Below are 14,905 nucleotides of genomic sequence, written 5' to 3' on the forward strand. Positions count from 1 at the left end.
GGCTTTTGCATGGCTGGCGTTACAACTTACGAAGCCGAACGCACCGCGCCTTGCGCCACATTGGTCGGCTGCAACTTGAACATGTAGAACAACACCGTCAGCAGTACCAGGAACGCCGGGCCCACATACAGCGCCACTCGGGTGTCCGGGAAGTACGCCATCAGGCCGACCACCAGCACCAGGAAGGCCAGCGCCAGATACGAACTGATCGGGTACAGCCACATGCGGTATTTCAGGCCGGCACGCTCGCTGGCACTCAGGCCTTTGCGGAACTTGAGCTGGGCCAGCAGGATCATCACCCAGGTCCAGATCGCACCGAAGGTGGCTATCGCGGTAACCCAGACGAAAACCTTCTCAGGCACCATGTAGTTGAGCAGCACGCCCAGCAACAACGCGCCGATCGACAACAGCAACGCACGACGGGGCACACCGCCGTTCGAGGTTTTGGCGAAACCGGCCGGGGCCTGGCCGTTCTGCGCCAGGCTGTAGAGCATGCGCCCGGTGCTGAAGATGCCGCCGTTGCAGGACGACAACGCCGCGGTGATCACCACGAAGTTGATGATGCCGGCGGCGGTCTTGATGCCCAGACGCTCGAAGGTCATCACGAACGGGCTGCCCTGGGTGCCAATTTCGTTCCACGGGTAAATTGACAGGATCACGAACAAGGCGCCGACGTAGAACAGCAGAATCCGCCAAAACACCGAGCCGATCGCATTGGGGATGGTCTTCTGTGGGTTCTTCGCCTCACCGGCGGTCAGGCCGATCATCTCGACGCCGAGGTAGGCGAACATCACCATTTGCAGGGACATCAACACGCCTTGCACGCCATTGGGCATGAAGCCGCCGTGGGCCCACAGATTGGAAATCCCCAGGGCGACGCCGTCGTTGCCGAAGCCGAACGCGATCACGCCGATACCGCCGACCACCATCGCAATGATGGTGACGATCTTGATCAGGGCGAACCAGAATTCGAACTCACCGAAGGCTTTCACCGCGATCAGGTTGATCGAGCCCATGCTGACCAACGCGGCAAGTGCCCAGATCCAGCGCGGCACGTCGGGGAACCAGACGCCCATGTACACCGCCACTGCGGTGATTTCCGCGACGCAGGTCACCAGCCACAGGAACCAGTAGTTCCAGCCGGTCAGAAAACCCGCCAAAGGCCCGAGGTAATCCTGGGCATAACGGCTGAACGAGCCGGCGACCGGATTGTGCACGGCCATCTCGCCGAGGGCACGCATGATCACCAGGATCGCCAGACCGCCGATGATGTAGGAGAGCATGATGGCCGGGCCGGCCATTTCGATGGCCTTGGCCGAGCCCAGGAACAGGCCGACGCCGATACAGGCACCGAGTGCCATCAGGCGAATATGCCGTTCGCCCAGTTCGCGTTTAAGCGGGCCGCCCTGAGCGGTCTCGCCGTGAGGCAGGTGATTGCCGACTGGCATAGGGGTGCAACCTCGTCTTGTTATTGGATATGACCACCGAGTGTCGAAGCGCCGACCGATAGGCCAGCGCCTGGTGAAACCGGGCCTGTCTTGTGGACAGACACGTCTTGTAGGACAAAACCTCCAAGATCAGCGGGGCGTGCAGTATAAAAAGCTAACGACAGGTGTTTTCACTATATAAAACACAATATTCAGCGATAACTAACGGGTAATTCCCGCAGAACGGAGTGGCATTACCTGGCTTATGCAGGTTTTTTCGCCACTGAAACCGCACGGAGTATTGCACAGCAATGGTGCATCGTCATGCCCCTACCTAGGCAGCATTTACCTCGTTGATGCGTCTAGCTCAACCCTTTCAGACGACACCCCTTGTGGGCAGGGGGCTTACTGTGGTGAATCCTTCGCAGGAATCAGAATCTTCACTCAGCATTTGCAGAACCGAAACAGACAAGCGGGCACTAGCGTGGAAGGGTCACCTGACTATTACGCAAGGAAGCAATGGATTGCCTACTCAACCAAACTCTCATCGCCTGCGCTTTGGCAGAGCCTCTGAAAACGGCCGCGCTTACCTCATCACCGCAGTTATTCACGAGCGCCAACCCATATTCTCTGACTGGCGATTGGGGCGTCTGCTTGTCGCAGAACTGCGCCGAGCTCACGATGCGGGTTTAGTGAATTCAATTGCCTGGGTTGTGATGCCCGATCATTTTCATTGGCTAATGCAGCTGCAGGGCAACAATCTGGGCAATGTTGTCGGCTCTACCAAGTCACGCTGCACCCTGGCAGTGAACAAAATGAACGGTCGGTGTGGTCCGCTATGGCAAAGCGGCTACCACGACCGGGCAATCCGCGATGGAGAAGAACTCCTGCCATTCGCTCGTTACATTGTTGCCAACCCTTTAAGAGCGGGGCTGGTCAATAAAATTGGCGATTACCCGCTATGGGATGCCTGCTGGCTATAAACATCTGTGAGGGATTTCTGTGACGAGGGGGCTGTTGTGGCGAGGGGGCTTGCCCCCGTTGGACTGCGCAGCAGTCCCCAAAAAACAGCAGCACTGAATTTTTCAGGCACGCCGCATTTAAAGGGCTCACGACTGCTGCGCAGCCGAACGGGGGCAAGCCCCCTCGCCACAGGCAAGCCCCCTCACCACAGTAAGTCCCTGTCCACAGTAAGCTCCCTTGCCACAGTTGATGATGCATACCTGATATTTGGTTGTTCACAATTTTTTCACCAACGCCAACCACCGTCTAAGCTTCAAACAAGTCCGATCAATCTGCGTGAATGGATCAGTCGACTATGGGCGCTTTGTGGCAAACCGATTCGAGTGACACTGTGGTTCCGACTGAGCGTGTGGATGAAGCGCCTTTACCTGAAAAACCCCGTCGTTCACGGCACGGCTGGGGGGCGTTCTGGTTGCTGCTGCTGATTATCCTGATTGTCCTGGGCCTGGCCGCGGCCAAGGAAATGCGCACCTCCAAGTTCCAGGCCCGGGAAATCAGCAAATATGCCGCCTCGCTGAAATACGAACTGCAACCCGGCCCCAGCGACGCGATTCGCTACCCTGGCGAAGGCCCGTTCGATCAGCGTCTGGGCTACAGCTCCCTGGATGAATTTCTGCCGCGCCTGCTCAAGCGCGATTACGTCATAGCGGCGCAAACCCGCTTTTCGCCTGCGCTGATGAAGTACAGCGACAAGGGCTTTTTCATTCCCTATACCGAGAAAATCCAGGCCGGGCTGTCGATCACCGATTGCCGTGCGGCCCCGCTGTACCAGTTCAAGTATCCACAACAGCTCTATTCAAGCTTTGCCGCGATCCCGCCGGTGGTGGTCAACAGCTTGCTGTTCATCGAAAACCGCTTTCTGCTCGATCCGCACCAGCCCCTGGCCAACCCCGCCGTGGACTGGCCGCGGTTCGGCATGGCGGCGTGGTCCCAGGTAGCCAAGCTGTTGCGCCTGCCCGGCCAATCGGCGGGCGGCAGTACGCTGGCGACACAGCTTGAGAAATATCGACACTCGCCCGACGGCTTGACCGTGTCGGGCGCGGAAAAAATCCGCCAAATGATTTCCGCCAGCGTGCGGGCCTATCAGACGGGGCCGGAAACCCTTCAGGCACGGCAAAATGTGATTCGCGATTACCTCAACAGTGTTCCGCTGTCCGCGGTACCGGGCCACGGTGAAGTGCACGGCATGGCCGAAGGTTTGCGCGTGTGGTACGGCGCCGATTTCAACAAGGCCAACGAACGGCTGGCCAGCACCGACACCGATCAGAAAAGCCTGGCGGAAAAAGGCCTGGCCCTGCGTGAAATGCTGTCGCTGATGATTGCTCAACGCCGCCCTTCGCACTACTTGACCAAGGGCCGCGATGAATTGGCCAGCCTGACCGACAGCCATATTCGCCTGCTGTCACAAAATGGGGTGATCGATGCACCGCTCGCGGCGGCAGCACTGGCCAGCCAAGTGACCTACCGCGACTGGCAGACCCAGCCCACCATCCAACCGATCGAAACCAACAAAGGCATCAGTGTCGCGCGCAGTCGCCTGGGCAGTTTGCTCAACCGGCCGCTGTATGACCTCGACCGCCTCGACCTTTCCGCCACCAGCACCCTGCAAGGCGAGCTGCAAACCCAGGCCACCGCATACCTCAAGCATCTGGCCGACCCAGCCTATGCAGCGGAAATCGGCCTGATCGGCGAACGCCTGCTCACCCCCACCAGCACCACGCAGGTGCGCTACAGCTTCACCCTGTTCGAACTGACCCCGGACGGCTCGCGGGTACGGGTGCAGACCGACAGCACCGACCAACCGTTCGACATCAATGAAGGCAGCAAGCTGGAACTGGGCTCCACCGCAAAAATGCGTGTGCTCACCACTTACCTGCAGATCATCTCCGAATTGCACGATCGCTACGCAGGCATGACCGTTGCCGAACTGAAGAAAACCGAAGTCGCCGAACAGGATCGCCTGAGCAGCTGGGCCGTCGATTACATGATTCAGAACACCGACCGCAGCCTGCCAAAAATGCTCGGCGCCGCACTGGATCGCAAATATTCGGCCAGCCCCGGCGAGGCGTTTTTCACCGGTGGTGGGCTGCACACGTTCGTTAACTTCCGCAAGGAGGACAACGGCCGCATGCCGTCCCTGCGCGATGCCATTCGTGAGTCGATCAACCTGCCGTTCATCCGGCTGATGCGCGACCTGGTGCGCTACAGCACCTACGCAGGCCCCAATAGCAGCGCCGAATTGCTCAAGGACGACCGCGACCCGCGGCGTCAGGAATACCTGGCCCAGTTCGCCGACCGCGAAGGCACCGCATTCCTGTTGCGGTTCTGGAAGAAGTACCAGAACAAAGACACCCAGACCCGCCTCGAGACCTTCCTCGACAGCATGCACCCGACACCGATCCGTATGGCGGCCGTGCATCGCTACCTATTCCCGCAGGCCGACCAGGAGAGCTTCAACACCTTCGTGCGCTCACACCTCAAGGGCGCCAAGCTCACGGAAAAACTCACCGACGAACGCCTCGAACGCCTGTACCTGAGTTACGGCCCGGGCAGCTACGACCTGCCGGATCAGGGCTTCATCGCCAAGGTCCACCCGCTGGATCTGTGGCTGATGGGCTACTTGCTGAACAACCCCGACGCCAAGTTCAGCCAGATCGTCAAAGCCAGCGAATTCGAACGCCAGGAGGTTTACAGCTGGCTGTTCAAAAGCAAACACAAGGGCGCCCGTGACAGCCGCATCCGCACGATGCTGGAGATCGAGGCGTTCCTCGACATTCATCAACGCTGGCAGAAAGTCGGCTACCCGTTCGATCACCTGGTGCCCTCGCTGGCCACCGCCATCGGCAGCTCCGGCGACCGCCCCGCCGCACTGGCGGAGCTGATCGGCACCATCCTCAACGACGGTGTACGCCTGCCGACGCTGCGTATCGACAGCCTGCACTTCGCGGCCGGTACGCCCTATGAAACCCAACTGATCAACAATCCGGTCGTCGGCAAACGCGTAATGCCTTCCGAGGTGGCAACCGCCATGCGCGAGGCCTTGTCGCAAGTGGTGGATGCCGGCACGGCCAAACGCGTGGCAGGCAGTTTCAAACTGGCCAACGGCACCCCGCTGGCCATGGGCGGTAAAACCGGGACCGGCGACAACCGCATCGAAGCCATCGGTCCGGGAGGGCGGATTCTGAGCTCGAAATCGATCAACCGCACAGCAACATTCGTGTTTTACATCGGCGATAGCCATTTCGGCACCTTGACCGCCTACGTGCCGGGGCGCTCGGCCGAAGCCTTCAAATTTACCTCGGCGTTGCCCGTGCAAGTGCTCAAGGGCATGGCGCCCATCCTGATGCCGTATCTGCAACCGGGGAGTGGCACCGGATGTTTGCCCGTGGAGCTCTCCCGCCGCTGACCGGGTGGTAAATAGTTATTTTCGGCATGGAAAATTCCAATGCTTTCGGCACTCTCCACAGGTGTTCCGCGCAGTAATTCAGACTTTTACTTTGAGCGACGAAGGATAGGCTGTTGCCTTCCATAACTGCTCAAGGCTGATAAAAACAATGTCAGATTTACAAGGACGTAAAACTGCCCGCCCAGGAGGGGCAGACGACGATAAGGGCCGTCACTACGCTTTCATCCAGAGTCGAATTCACCCGACATTCAAGGATGCTTCGTTGCGCAGGGCGCGGGAACTGAGCCTCACACAACCCCGTTCCGGACAATGGATCAGGACCGCCACTCAATCTGCTCACACACAGTTACAAGATGCCAACCTTGAACTCTGGTCTGCCCAGAACAAGGTGGATCGGTTTCTCGAAGAGTTACAAAACGTTGATGACTTCGCTGAACCCTTGCTCATCGATGCATTGATGAAACAGTACGGGGTCGATGTCGATGTCAGAACCACTTACTTGCATCTTTACTTACCCAAGGAACGCCCCTGGTATGCCATCGACGTCACAGGCGGTGTCGTCACCCGAACCGTCTCCCTGCTGAACGCTGCCCTGCACAACTTCGCACGCAGCGAAACCTGCGAGCCGGATTCCGATTTCATCAGCCAGCCCGATGAGCGCGGTCTGTTCGACGTCCTGCCGGTCAAACGCAAAATGTCCATCGCCCAGTTCCAGACCCTGTGTCGTGAGCTGGACATTGGCGCGCGCTATGCCCGATACCTTGAAGACCGCTTGCTACCCGGCGATGCCGTCGCCAGGCGTTTTCTGCAACTCAAAATCATCGACAGCGAGAAAGCTGCCTTTAAGGCAGCCGTTCAACAAGCGCTGATGACCGGCGACATTGATGCCGACGCGAGCGACCTGATCCTGAAGATGCTCGATGGCCAGCGCAACCTCACCCGCAAGGGCCGGGTAATGCATTTCGCTGAACTGTCCATTCTGGACAGCCGGCTGGCCGGGATCGTACTGATCACACCGGACCTGTACCGTGAGCACAGGCGAGAGGTCGTGCCGATATTCGCGTATGTCCCACAAGACCCTGAACATCCGTTGAAAGAGTACCCCTCAACGGTCGCCTTCATGAATGAACTGACTCGCCAGCTGCGGGACAACCCGCTCATCTCATCCACTGGAATGACTTATCGCCAGTTCTTCAGCCGGTTCGTCGATCAGCCGGAGCGAGGGCATTTTTTCGGCGGGTTGCAGCAGCGTCTGTTCGAGGTGAAATGGCATCAGAAAGATCCGCTGGATCCAGGGCCCAGCTGGCGGGAAGTGCCGGTCGAGCAGCCCAATCTTCGTTTCAGCGCCACACCGATCCGCGGCGAATTCTGGAAATACCGCTTTGAGCAGAAGCTGAACAAAATCCTCAATGACGCCCGACACATCGCCGTGTCCACCGCCGACACCGATCGCAATGCCCGATGGGCCTGGTGGGAGAATTTCAAGAAAATAGTCTCGGACATCTTCAACGTCGCCCTGATGGTCGTCACACCGTTCGTGCCGGGGTTGGGGGAATTGATGATGGCCTACACCGCCTATCAGATCGCCAACGATGTCATCGAAGGCTTCGTCGACATGACGTTGGGGCTGTGGAACGAAGCCGTCGAGCACATCGTGGGTGTGGTGGAAGATGCCATTCAACTGGCGGCGTTCGCCGCCGGGGCAAACATTGGCGAGGTCGTGCGTCTGAAACTCTCGCCACTGATCGAAGGCATGAAACCGGTCACGCTGCCCAATGGCGAGCCACGCCTGTGGCATCCCGATCTGCGGCCTTACGAACTGCCGGATGTGAAGCTGTCGGCCGACTCCGGTCCTGACGAACTGGGCCTGCATACCCACCAGGGCCAGGACATCCTGCCGCTGGATGAAACACACTTCGCCGTGCAGAAAAACCCGCAAACCGGCAACTACCACGTCAAGCATCCACACCGCGCCGATGCGTATTCACCCGAGTTACGACACAACGGCCTCGGTGCCTGGACTCACGAAGGCGAAAACCCGCGAGCATGGAGTACCCCGAAACTGCTGCGCCGTCTCGGCCACACCGTCGACGGTTTGACCGACGCGGATCTCGAACGCGTGCGCATTGCCAGCGGCACCGACGACGGCGCACTGCGCCGGATGTACATCGACAACACGGCTGCGCCACCGCTACTGGACGACAGTCTCGAACGCTTGCACCTGCAGCGCCAGGCCCGGAACGGCATTGAACGGATTCGCACAGGGCTGGCGCTGGATCCGTCCTCCTACTGGTTTGAACCGCTGGCGACCTACCTGGACGGCTGGCCTGCGGATAAATCGCTGAAGGTTTATCACAACGACGACCTGACCGGTCCCTTTCGCCAGTACGGCAATCCCGAGGCAACGGCGGGGCAGACGCTGGCCACCAGCCTGTCGCACCTGTTGAGCGACCAGTTTGCGCCAAGCCTCGTCAACTTCCTCGATGAAGCGGAACTGCAAGCAGTACTCGGCCGGCCAATGGCGAAAAGCGAACAGGTGCAAGCGCTGCGCGATCGGCTGGCGGACGAAGCCAATCGCCTGCTTCCAGACATCGTCAATCAGCTGTACCAAGGTGCACAAGCATCGGACGATCCCCGGGTCAGGCTCGTGCGCCATGAGTTTGCACAGCTGCCGTCCCGTGCGGTGAAGACCCTGCTGAGCCGTGCCGACAGCCCTGACCTCAAGCGAATGGAACAAGAGCAGCGCCTGCCTTTGAACATCAAGATCCGCGCCCGTGAAGCGGACTTCGAAGTCCGGGCAAACCATGCCTATGAAGGGTTCTACGACGATGCGCAGTGGGTGCCGGAAACCGAAAGCCTGGTGCTCAATGCGCTCAGGATTCATTCCGACACGTTCAATGAGTTACGCATCGAAGTACGCGAAGGCAGCGATGCCGGCCCCGTGCGCTGCAGCGTGGGTACGCAGGACGCGTCGACCGTCCGGATACTGGTCCGGGATGAGGTGAACCGCTTCGAAGTCTGGGACGCGCAAAACCACAAATTGCGGGAAGCCGCCGATTTTTTCGAAGCGGTGCTCAACGCCTTGCCGAAAAACAAACAGACGCAATTGGGTTATCGACCCGGCCAGGGCCGTTTTTTCAAACAATGGGTCATGGTCAAGACCCAGACACCTGCCGAACGCCGCACCGTGCTCCTCGCGCCACCGATCCGCCCGCGGGCGGATCACGAAGACATGATGCTGTTGCGCGGCCCTGGCTTGTCCACCCGCAAAGCCACCCTCACGGAAAGGGTGCGGGACCTCTACCCCCACTTCAACGAACGAGAAGCCGATACCTTTGTGCGATCCCTTGGCTCGCCGGAACAAGGGCATCAGACCCTGACACGACTGGACCGCGAACTGCATGATCTTGAGGTGCTGCTCAATAAATGGCGATATCGGCAACCTGATAGCTGGGGTCCGGATCGCCAAGGGTTCGTCCGCGGTGGCGGGCTGCACATCAGCGAACGGCTCATCGATTGTTTCAGGAGAAAGCCCACCGTATTCGGCGAGCGCAGCACCACTTCCGATGGCGGCTATGCACTGGACCTTTCCACGGAAATCGACGCTGTCGACCTCAAGCGTTGGTGGAAGGAACTGCCGGACATCAAGCACTACCTCGATCAGATCACCACGTTGAACCTGGACCGCACGACGTTCTCCCAGAAAGCCTCCGGCCTGTTGAAAGACTTCCCCCACCTGCGGCAACTGAGCGCCCGCGGTTGCGGCTTGACGCAGTTGCCCGACAGCATCGGCAAAATGCATTACCTGCGCACGCTACGCCTGATGAACAACGACATCAGGCTGACGCCGGCGTCGGTCGAGCAGCTGCGAAACCTGACCCGTATCGAAACACTCAGGCTCGATGACAACCCAAGGCTGGGGATGCTGCCGAACGTTGAGCGCATGCCCAGGCTCAGCATCCTGAGTCTGAGCAACACGGGGGCCACCACGTGGCCCGACGGGCTCTTTGCGCCCAACAAGCGTCGGCCTCGAGGATTTTTTCTGGATCTGCAGGAAAACCCGATCAGGATCATTCCCACCGTCGTGCCCGGCTCTGACGATGCGTTTATCGTGGCGCGGACCCGCCTGTTCGAAATGAACCTGTCTCAGGCCAATGTCGTCAAGTTCCAGGCGTATCGACGCTCGGTCGGCATCTCGCCCACACAGGTCTATACCGACGCCGCCACCGACGCGATGGCCCAATGGCCGATGAAGGATGACTCGGAGTGGTGGAGTGCCGAAGTCTCCGGGTTGGGGACCTTCCGCCAGGAAGCCTGGCACGACCTGATGTCCGAGCCTGGCTCTGAAGGGTTTTTCGCCTTGATCCAGAAACAGACCACCTCGGCCGATTACCGGGCCGGCGGTGAATTGCGTAATCAACTGAGCAGCCGGGTATGGCGAATGGTCGAAGCCGTCGACCTGGACAGCGAGTTGCGCGCCGATCTGTTCGAAATGGCAACGTCGCCCACGACCTGCGCCGATGCGGGAGCCCAGATGTTCAACCACATGGGCATCAAGGTGCTTGCCTCCGAAGCCTATGCCTTGTCGACATCGGGCGCCATGCTGGAAAGCAGGTTGGTCAGGTTGGCAAAAGGGGCGGCCCGTCTTGCGCGGGTGGAAGATATTGCACGGGCCGATTTCGCCAAACGTCCGGGCGGCGACGAAATTGAAGTGTACCTCGCCTATGAGAGCGGCCTGGCGCAACGTCTCGATTTGCCGTGGCAATCGACATTGTTGCGGTATCCCGAATTGGCCAGGGTGAACGCTGAAATGCTCGACACGGCGTTCGACACGGTAATGTCGATGGAAGCCGGCGACGGGTTGGTCAATGGAATGATCGAACAGCCGTACTGGGAGAAATACCTGCGTGACACCTATCCCGCGGAGTTCCGGCGCAATGCCCGGATGTATGAACACAGGACCGACCTGCTGGATGAACTGCGCGAGGCCCAACGCGCCTGGGCCGGTTCCAAAGAGCAGTTGATTGTGCAACGACGCGCGCTCAAGCAGCGGTTACTCGACCTTGCCAGTCAACTCAACGTCCCGGAAAGCCTTGTGCTCACCGGCGAGGAAATGACGGACGAGGTCTATGGCGGTTTGCTCAACGACATCGGCTACGAGGAAAAACAGCTGAGCCGTCGGTTGACCCGAGCGGCGCTGCAAAACGCCGGATAATCAGCCCCCGCCCTGAAGGCGATCATGCCTTCAGGGCGTCTTCCACTGTTATCACACTTCGGAGTCCCATATCACGGTGATGTTTCCGGAGTATCTGGACGACACCCCGGGCTGGATCATGTACTCCACATAATTGGGTGCAATCTCGAAATGCAGGGTACCTGGCGCGCGATCCACGTAGAAACCGGGTTGGAATTTCTGGGCATTTGCCTGCCCGACATGCAAAGGACGCCGCGTGACCGGTTGCCCGAAGATATCCGTCAAACCGTTGGGCAAGGTGACGCTCAGTTTCACCACGGCAGGTCGCTTCGAAACGGGGTCGAGAATCATGCAATCGGTTAATCCGGTGATTTGACACTGAAGCTGCATCTTGAAACGGCTGGACGAAGAAATGTTGAAGGTTTGATCACGAAACAACCGGGTCGGTTTTCGCCCCTGGGTCAGCCAGGCCTGCCATCCCCCTGACGGAACGAGTTCCACTTGATTGCCGCCTGGGGGAATATCCACCTTCAAGGTGTGCTCGACATTCAACGTGAAGTTGAGGGTGATCAAATCGTCGTCAGGCAACATGACATCGCCCATGTCGAAATCCTGATGCGGCCCGACGGTGTAGTTCAGCACGCCACGATAGGTGCCTGCCGACATCTTGAGCGGGTTGGGCGTGGCCAGCTCGTAGCTGAACCCCGTGTTTTCATAAGCGAACTGGTAGTCCTGGGTAATGTCCTTTTGTGCCTGCTTGGCACACACACCCGCATTGGCCGGCACTCGCCAGAAGAACGCATAGTACAAGGCAGTGCCATAACCCACCCCGCCATATCCACAAGGGGGAGGCGCATTGACCCAGGTACTTTGCCAGACCCCTGTGGGCAGAGGCGTCTTGATCGTGTAAGCGGCCCCGATCCCGTTCACGCGCATCCTGAGCGTCTCGGACTCTCCGGTCACGTCGTGCACCACCGTGACGTCTCGCCAGGATGAAGGAACCCGGAACATCGCGCCCCGACGCTGCTCATGCAGCGCCGGTATATCTGCCGCCGCCCGGAAGCGAACGGGCAACAAAATGCTGAAAACACCCTCCTCGCAGTACTCGGGATGATCTCCGCAATACCCGCCCTGAGGGGTCGTATTGATAAAGGTGTTTTGCATCGGCTTCGCCGGATCGGGACGAAATACCGCGGTCATTTCAACGGTGCTGGCGACCGCGGTCTGCATGAACGCACCCGCCAATCCCAAGCCGCTCAGCTGGATGATTTTCCTGAGTATTTCCATGATTGCTGCACTCCTTTTCACTGCATTGGCGCAAGACACTAGACTTCTGAATCCCATATAACCGTCACGCGTCCCGAATACCGTCGTTGTTGCCCGGGGCGAATCATTTCTGCCACTTCACTGGCGGGTATTTCGAAATGCAGCGTTCCCGGTTTGCGATCCACATAAATCCCTGGCATGAACAACTGCGTGCCACTGCCGTCCAGGCGCAATGGCCGACGATTGACAGGTTGGCCGCCCGCGTCCGTCAAGCCATGGGGCAAACTGACGCCGACGTTCAATGGCACAAAGTCGCCGGACAACGGCTCATTCAGCGAGCAGGTATTGCCCAGGACGTGCTGGCACTGCAACTGCATCTTGAAACGTGAACTGGCGGAAATGTTGAAGGTCTGGTCGCGGAACAGCCGCGTCGGTTTGCGCCCTTGCGTCAGCCAGGATTGCCAGCCACCCTGCGGGACCAGTTCAACACGGGTTCCACCAGGAGGCACCTCGATCTTGAGGGTGTGCTGTACGTCCAGGGCGAAGTTCAACGTCAATGAAGGACTGCTGGGCCGCATGATGTCGCCCAAGTCGAAATCGCCGTGGGGGCCGATCGTGTAGGTCAAGTTACCTAGATATTTTCCCGAGGACATGCCCAAAGGGTTAGGGGTCACCAATTCATACGCAAAATCGACATATTCGTAACGCATCCACGGCACGTCGAATTTCGCCTGTTTCTGGCATGAAACTTCAGAAGGTGTTTTCCAGAAAAAACGATACCTTTGTGGCGCAAAAAAACCCACGCCACTGTATAGGCAGGGTGATGGCGCATTCACCCAACTGCTGCCCCACAATTTATTATGGGCCTCTCGATAATCGTTACCTGCGCCCACCAGCTGAATCACATCGTCAGTAACATAGGCAGAGCCGAACCCGGCGATTCGAACCTTCACGGTTTCCGGCTCGCCTGTCGTTTCATGAATGACCGTCAGCTCTCGCCATTGTGCCGGGACCTTGATCATCGCGCCTTGCCGGGCATCACCATGATTGGCCACGATTGGTCCGCTGGAGTCGAACTCAATAGGCACCCGCAGACTGAACATCGCATTGTCCCGGCATTCGCTGGGATAGCTGGCGCAGTAACCACTGGGAGGGGTGTCATTCTGGAATTGGTTACGCTGCGGATTCGCCGAGTCCGGCTTGAACGAGGCTTGAATCTGTACCTCCTGCGCCCAGACCGATGACAGCGATCCCAGGAGCACGGCCATTGCGCCCGCCCATGGTTGTAACGCTTGAAAACGAATCATCCCTTGCGCCCCACACAATCGGTATCAGGCATCCGGCATCACCGCGTTGAAGATCATGTTGACGCTGCCAAAGTAATTGCCGGGCTTGTAAACCCCATCGGCAGGCGGCATCGGGAGGATTTCCAGCACCACGCGTTTACCAGGCGCGGCCTCGGCCATGGACACCACCTCGCTGCTCTCGTGCTCGCTCAACTGTTTGCCGTTGAACAGCACCCGCAAGGCAATGTCATGGGCGTCGGTGCCGTTGGACAGATACGGTCGGCCTTCCAGCCGCGCCTCGATCGAGCCCGCTTCGTTCTTCACATCGAAGTACTTGCGCAAGCCACCCAGTGTCGACGACGTCAAGTTCCAGGGCAGTTGCTGTTCGCGATGGATCCAGCCCGGGTCCGATGGAATGACATAAAACGCCTGGGTCGGAATCGTCACGAACACTTCGAAGGTGTGCTCTTCCCGGGCGGCGAAGACATCAGCGCTCGTCCACATCGCGACAACCGACAAAAAGACCTGGGTCAGCTTCCTGCTCATGGGTTATCCCTTCACGTCCAGTTTTTTGCTGCGTTCACCTTCAACCAGGGTGAAGCGATATTCGCGACCGGCCTGTTTTTCGAACTCAAAGGTACGGCCCGCGAGGATGTGATGCTTGGTGGTGGGCTGGCAGTCCTGCTCGTTTTTAACCGAACAATCCTTGAACTCATCGACCACCACCACGCTGTTGCCGTTGTTGCGGATCCGATACGTGCCTGTGTTGTTTTCAATCGCACTGTCGAAGCGTGTTTCCTTTGGCCGTACGAAAAACACCGCGCCATAACCTGCCAGTACGGTGACCCCGGCCGACAGGGATTTTTTGTAGTCCTCCCGCTCTTCGCCGGACACCGCGAATTCGTCCTCCTTCTCCGGCACCACGGGTACGAATCGCACCCGGAAATAACGCTCCCTGTCCCGTTCGCCCATGAACAGCAGACGGGTGCCCTGCATGCCATTGGCAGGCACGATCAGTCGCGCGGGACTTGCCATCAAACCATCGCGGGACTTGCCGTCGGTGTTGGATTTGAGCGGCACTTCCTGCGACTTGCCGTCGGCGTCGTAGAGAATTTCGAGAATGTTGACCTTGACGAACGCCGTGCTGTCGCCGCCATTGAATACACGCTTCAGATAGGTGCTCTTATCACCGTCCAGATAATCGTAAACGGTGCCGATATTGATACTCGGTGCGGCATGAACCGTTTGGGCAAACAAACAAAAACCCATTAAGGCTAACAAGCTCTTCATGTTTCAGTACCTC

General features: G+C 58.7%; 8 protein-coding genes. 3 read left to right on the forward strand and 5 right to left on the reverse strand.

Features of this window, described 5'->3' with window-relative positions; translation table 11 throughout:
- Window positions 1-26: 26 nt before the first annotated feature.
- Window positions 27-1,448, reverse strand: a complete 1,422-nt coding sequence (locus AC1DQM_RS23240; protein WP_018926642.1) for an amino acid permease — start codon at window positions 1,446-1,448, stop codon at window positions 27-29.
- Window positions 1,449-1,951: 503 nt separating this feature from the next.
- Between AC1DQM_RS23240 and AC1DQM_RS23245 the strand changes: the two genes are divergently transcribed.
- From AC1DQM_RS23245 to AC1DQM_RS23255, 3 genes are all read left to right on the forward strand, one after another.
- The gene (locus tag AC1DQM_RS23245) at window positions 1,952-2,410 is read left to right on the forward strand and encodes an REP-associated tyrosine transposase (RefSeq protein WP_026286462.1); all 459 of its coding nucleotides are present in this window, start codon (window positions 1,952-1,954) and stop codon (window positions 2,408-2,410) included.
- A 335-nt stretch (window positions 2,411-2,745) separates the two neighbouring features.
- On the forward strand, window positions 2,746-5,856 hold the full coding sequence (locus tag AC1DQM_RS23250) for a transglycosylase domain-containing protein (RefSeq protein ID WP_477746914.1): 3,111 nt from the start codon (window positions 2,746-2,748) through the stop codon (window positions 5,854-5,856).
- 148 nt (window positions 5,857-6,004) lie between these two features.
- Window positions 6,005-11,071, forward strand: coding sequence for an NEL-type E3 ubiquitin ligase domain-containing protein (locus AC1DQM_RS23255; protein ID WP_477746915.1), 5,067 nt, complete (start codon window positions 6,005-6,007; stop codon window positions 11,069-11,071).
- Between the two features lie 51 nt (window positions 11,072-11,122).
- On the opposite strand, the gene AC1DQM_RS23260 is transcribed toward AC1DQM_RS23255, so the two are convergent.
- From AC1DQM_RS23260 to AC1DQM_RS23275, 4 genes are read right to left on the reverse strand one after another with little or no spacing between them, the layout of a single operon-like run.
- Window positions 11,123-12,337 (reverse strand): hypothetical protein, encoded by a 1,215-nt coding sequence (locus tag AC1DQM_RS23260; RefSeq protein WP_018926645.1) that lies wholly within the window; start codon window positions 12,335-12,337, stop codon window positions 11,123-11,125.
- A gap of 38 nt (window positions 12,338-12,375) precedes the next feature.
- Window positions 12,376-13,623, reverse strand: coding sequence for a hypothetical protein (locus AC1DQM_RS23265; protein ID WP_477746916.1), 1,248 nt, complete (start codon window positions 13,621-13,623; stop codon window positions 12,376-12,378).
- Window positions 13,624-13,647: 24 nt separating this feature from the next.
- Window positions 13,648-14,148: a CS1 type fimbrial major subunit gene (locus AC1DQM_RS23270; protein ID WP_457327279.1), complete on the reverse strand. Its 501-nt coding sequence runs from the start codon at window positions 14,146-14,148 to the stop codon at window positions 13,648-13,650.
- Between the two features lie 3 nt (window positions 14,149-14,151).
- The gene (locus tag AC1DQM_RS23275) at window positions 14,152-14,892 is read right to left on the reverse strand and encodes a molecular chaperone (protein ID WP_457327278.1); all 741 of its coding nucleotides are present in this window, start codon (window positions 14,890-14,892) and stop codon (window positions 14,152-14,154) included.
- Window positions 14,893-14,905: the final 13 nt, after the last annotated feature.

The organism is Pseudomonas sp. 01L34 (genome assembly GCF_056400265.1).